Below are 2,630 nucleotides of genomic sequence, written 5' to 3'. Positions count from 1 at the left end.
TTTCCGTACGGCGACTCCGTGGGGTGCCCCAGCAGCTCGACCAGGCGGCGCTCCACCTGCTCGCTCATGACGTGCTCCCAGCGGCAGGCCTCCTCGTGCACGTAGGCCCAGTCCAGCCCGATCACGTCGGACAGCAGGCGCTCGGCGAGACGATGCTTGCGCATCACGTCCACGGCCTTGCGGCGCCCGGCGTCGGTCAGCTCGAGGCGGCGGTCCTCGGAGACGACGACGAGGCCGTCGCGCTCCATCCGGCCGACCGTCTGCGACACCGTGGGACCGGAGTGCCCGAGGCGCTCGGAGATCCGGGCGCGCAGGGGGACGATGTTCTCCTCCTCGAGTTCGAGGATGGTGCGGAGGTACATCTCCGTGGTGTCGATCAGATCTGCCATCGATCCCCCTTGTCGTGCCGCGGATGCGGGCGCCTGCTGTTAGGCAAGCCTACCTTCTGCGGATATGCGCCGGCTCTGCTCCCGGCGCGCATCGCGTGCACGGCAGCGCAGGATCGCCGTGCGTCCGCGCACGGCCCGTCGCACGGTGTCACACGGGCAGGGGCGCCCCCTCGACGACACCTAGAATCTGTGCATGGCGATCGAGATTCCCCGCGAACTTCTGCCCGTCGACGGCCGCTTCGGATGCGGCCCGTCCAAGATCCGCCCCGAGCAGGTGAGCGCCCTCGCCGCCGTCGGGTCGAGCCTGCTGGGCACCTCGCACCGCCAGGCGCCGGTGAAGAACCTCGTCCGCAGCGTCCGCGAGCAGCTCGCCGCCCTGTTCCGTCTCCCCGAGGGCTACGAGATCATCCTCGGCAACGGCGGATCCACCGCTTTCTGGGACGCGGCCGCGTTCGGCCTCATCGAGAACCGCGCACAGAACCTCGTCTCGGGCGAGTTCGGCGGAAAGTTCGCGAAGGCGGCGGCGGCGGCGCCGTGGCTGCAGGCGCCCGATGTGCGCACCGCCGAGCCCGGTTCGCGCGCCGAGGCCGAGGTCGTCGAGGGCGTGGACGTCTACGCCTGGCCCCACAACGAGACCTCGACCGGTGTGGCCTCCCCGATCCGCCGTGTCGCCGCGGACGGCGCACTCACCGTGATCGACGCGACCAGCGCCGCCGGCGGGATCGACTTCGACGTGACCGAGACCGACGTCTACTACTTCGCCCCGCAGAAGAACCTCGGATCCGACGGCGGTCTCTGGTTCGCCGCCGTGTCGCCCGCCGCGGTGGAGCGGATCGAGCGGATCGCGGCGTCCGGACGCTACATCCCCGAGTTCCTCAGTCTGAAGAACGCGGTCGACAACTCCCGCCTCGAGCAGACGCTCAACACCCCGGCGCTGACCACGCTGCATCTGCTCGACTCGCAGCTGCAGTGGATCAACGGCAACGGCGGGCTCGCCTGGGCCGCCGCGCGCACGAACGAGTCCTCCCAGGAGCTGTACCGCTGGGCGGAGGCGAGCGCCGTGGCGACTCCGTTCGTCGCAGACCCCGCGGACCGCTCCCCCGTCGTCGCGACGATCGACTTCGACGATTCGGTCGACGCCGCGGCCGTCGCCAAGACGCTGCGCGCGAACAGCATCGTCGACACCGAGCCGTACCGCAAGCTCGGCCGCAACCAGCTGCGCATCGCGACGTTCGTCTCGATCGAGCCCGACGACGTGCGTCAGCTCATCCGCTCGATCGACTACGTGCTGGAGCACCAGGGCGCCTGAGCCCACGGGATACGAGAGAAGGCGCCTCCGTCCGGGGGCGCCTTCTCTCGTATCGTCTCGCCTCCCGGGCGCTGCCCGGGAGGCGGATGCTCACTCCTCTTCCGAGTCGCCGTCCTCATCGTCGTCCGAGTCGTCCTCGTCATCCGAGTCGTCCTCGTCGTCCGAGTCGTCGTCCTCATCCTCGGAGTCGGCGGAATCGTCGAGCTCGTCGATGTCCACGCCGTCGAGGTCGCCCGCATGCAGACGCGGCGCGGCATCGTCCTCGTCGTCGTCCAGCTCGTCCTCATCGAGATCCTCGTCGTCGATGTCGTCGGCGTCGGATCCCTCCTCGAGCCCATCGGAGGGAAGCTCCTCGGATCCGCTCGCCTCGGCGTCGTGCTGAGCAGACGCGGCGAGCTCGGCCTGGTGCGCGCGGTAGTCGGCGAGACGCTCGGCCCAGGGCACCCACTCCGGCGCGAGCAGGGCGCCGTCGCCCGGCAGCAGCTCGGCCTCCAGCACGGTGGGCTCCTCGTCGCCGACCTGGGCGACGGACACCGTCCAGTACCAGCCGGGGTAGCCGCCGAGACGGTTCTCGAAGCGCAGCGAGACGACGCCGTCGACCTCGGGGAGATAGCCGGCGGCCGGCCCCACGGACGCAGCGGGAGTGATCTCGTGCAGTGCCGCGAGCGCCAGATCGCGCGCGCCCAGCAGGCGCTCGCTCACGAACGGGATCGCCACGGGCTCATCGTTCGAGAAGCGCTCCTCGACCGCGGGTGCGACCGTCTCGGCCGCAGCCTCGTCCGGCTCGGCGCCGGTGATGTCGCTCTCAGGCATCGAAGTCCTCGGCCACGTTGCGCAGCACCGCGGCGATCTTGCGGCCGTGGCTCGACGAGGGGTAGCGACCGCGGCGGAGGTCGCCGCCGATGCCGTCGAGGGGACCCCGCAGGTCGGCC

The 2,630-nt window shown here is 70.8% G+C and carries 3 protein-coding genes and 1 pseudogene; 1 reads left to right on the top strand and 3 read right to left on the bottom strand.

Translation table 11 applies throughout. From position 1 onward, the window contains the following. The coding region (locus tag B7X32_RS20225) for a metal-dependent transcriptional regulator (RefSeq protein ID WP_292723865.1) at window positions 1–389 on the bottom strand (389 nt) is incomplete at its 3' end. 193 nt (window positions 390–582) lie between these two features. Here B7X32_RS20225 and serC point away from each other — a divergent pair. Then, window positions 583–1,698 carry a phosphoserine transaminase gene (serC, locus tag B7X32_RS20220; protein ID WP_292723862.1) on the top strand — a complete coding sequence of 372 codons (1,116 nt, stop codon included), beginning with the start codon at window positions 583–585 and terminating at the stop codon, window positions 1,696–1,698. 90 nt (window positions 1,699–1,788) lie between these two features. On the opposite strand, the gene B7X32_RS20215 is transcribed toward serC, so the two are convergent. Both B7X32_RS20215 and B7X32_RS20210 read right to left on the bottom strand, forming a co-directional pair. Then, window positions 1,789–2,511, bottom strand: a complete 723-nt coding sequence (locus B7X32_RS20215) for a DUF3027 domain-containing protein (RefSeq protein WP_292723858.1) — start codon at window positions 2,509–2,511, stop codon at window positions 1,789–1,791. Beyond that, window positions 2,504–2,630 (bottom strand): annotated as a pseudogene (locus tag B7X32_RS20210) (cold-shock protein); the annotation flags it as partial. The gene B7X32_RS20215 and the pseudogene B7X32_RS20210, both read right to left, overlap by 8 nt.

The sequence above is a fragment of the Microbacterium sp. 13-71-7 genome (genome assembly GCF_002257455.1).
Classification (GTDB): domain Bacteria; phylum Actinomycetota; class Actinomycetes; order Actinomycetales; family Microbacteriaceae; genus Microbacterium.
Note: the sequence above shows the minus strand (reverse complement) of the source record. Positions and strands in the feature narration are given on the sequence as shown.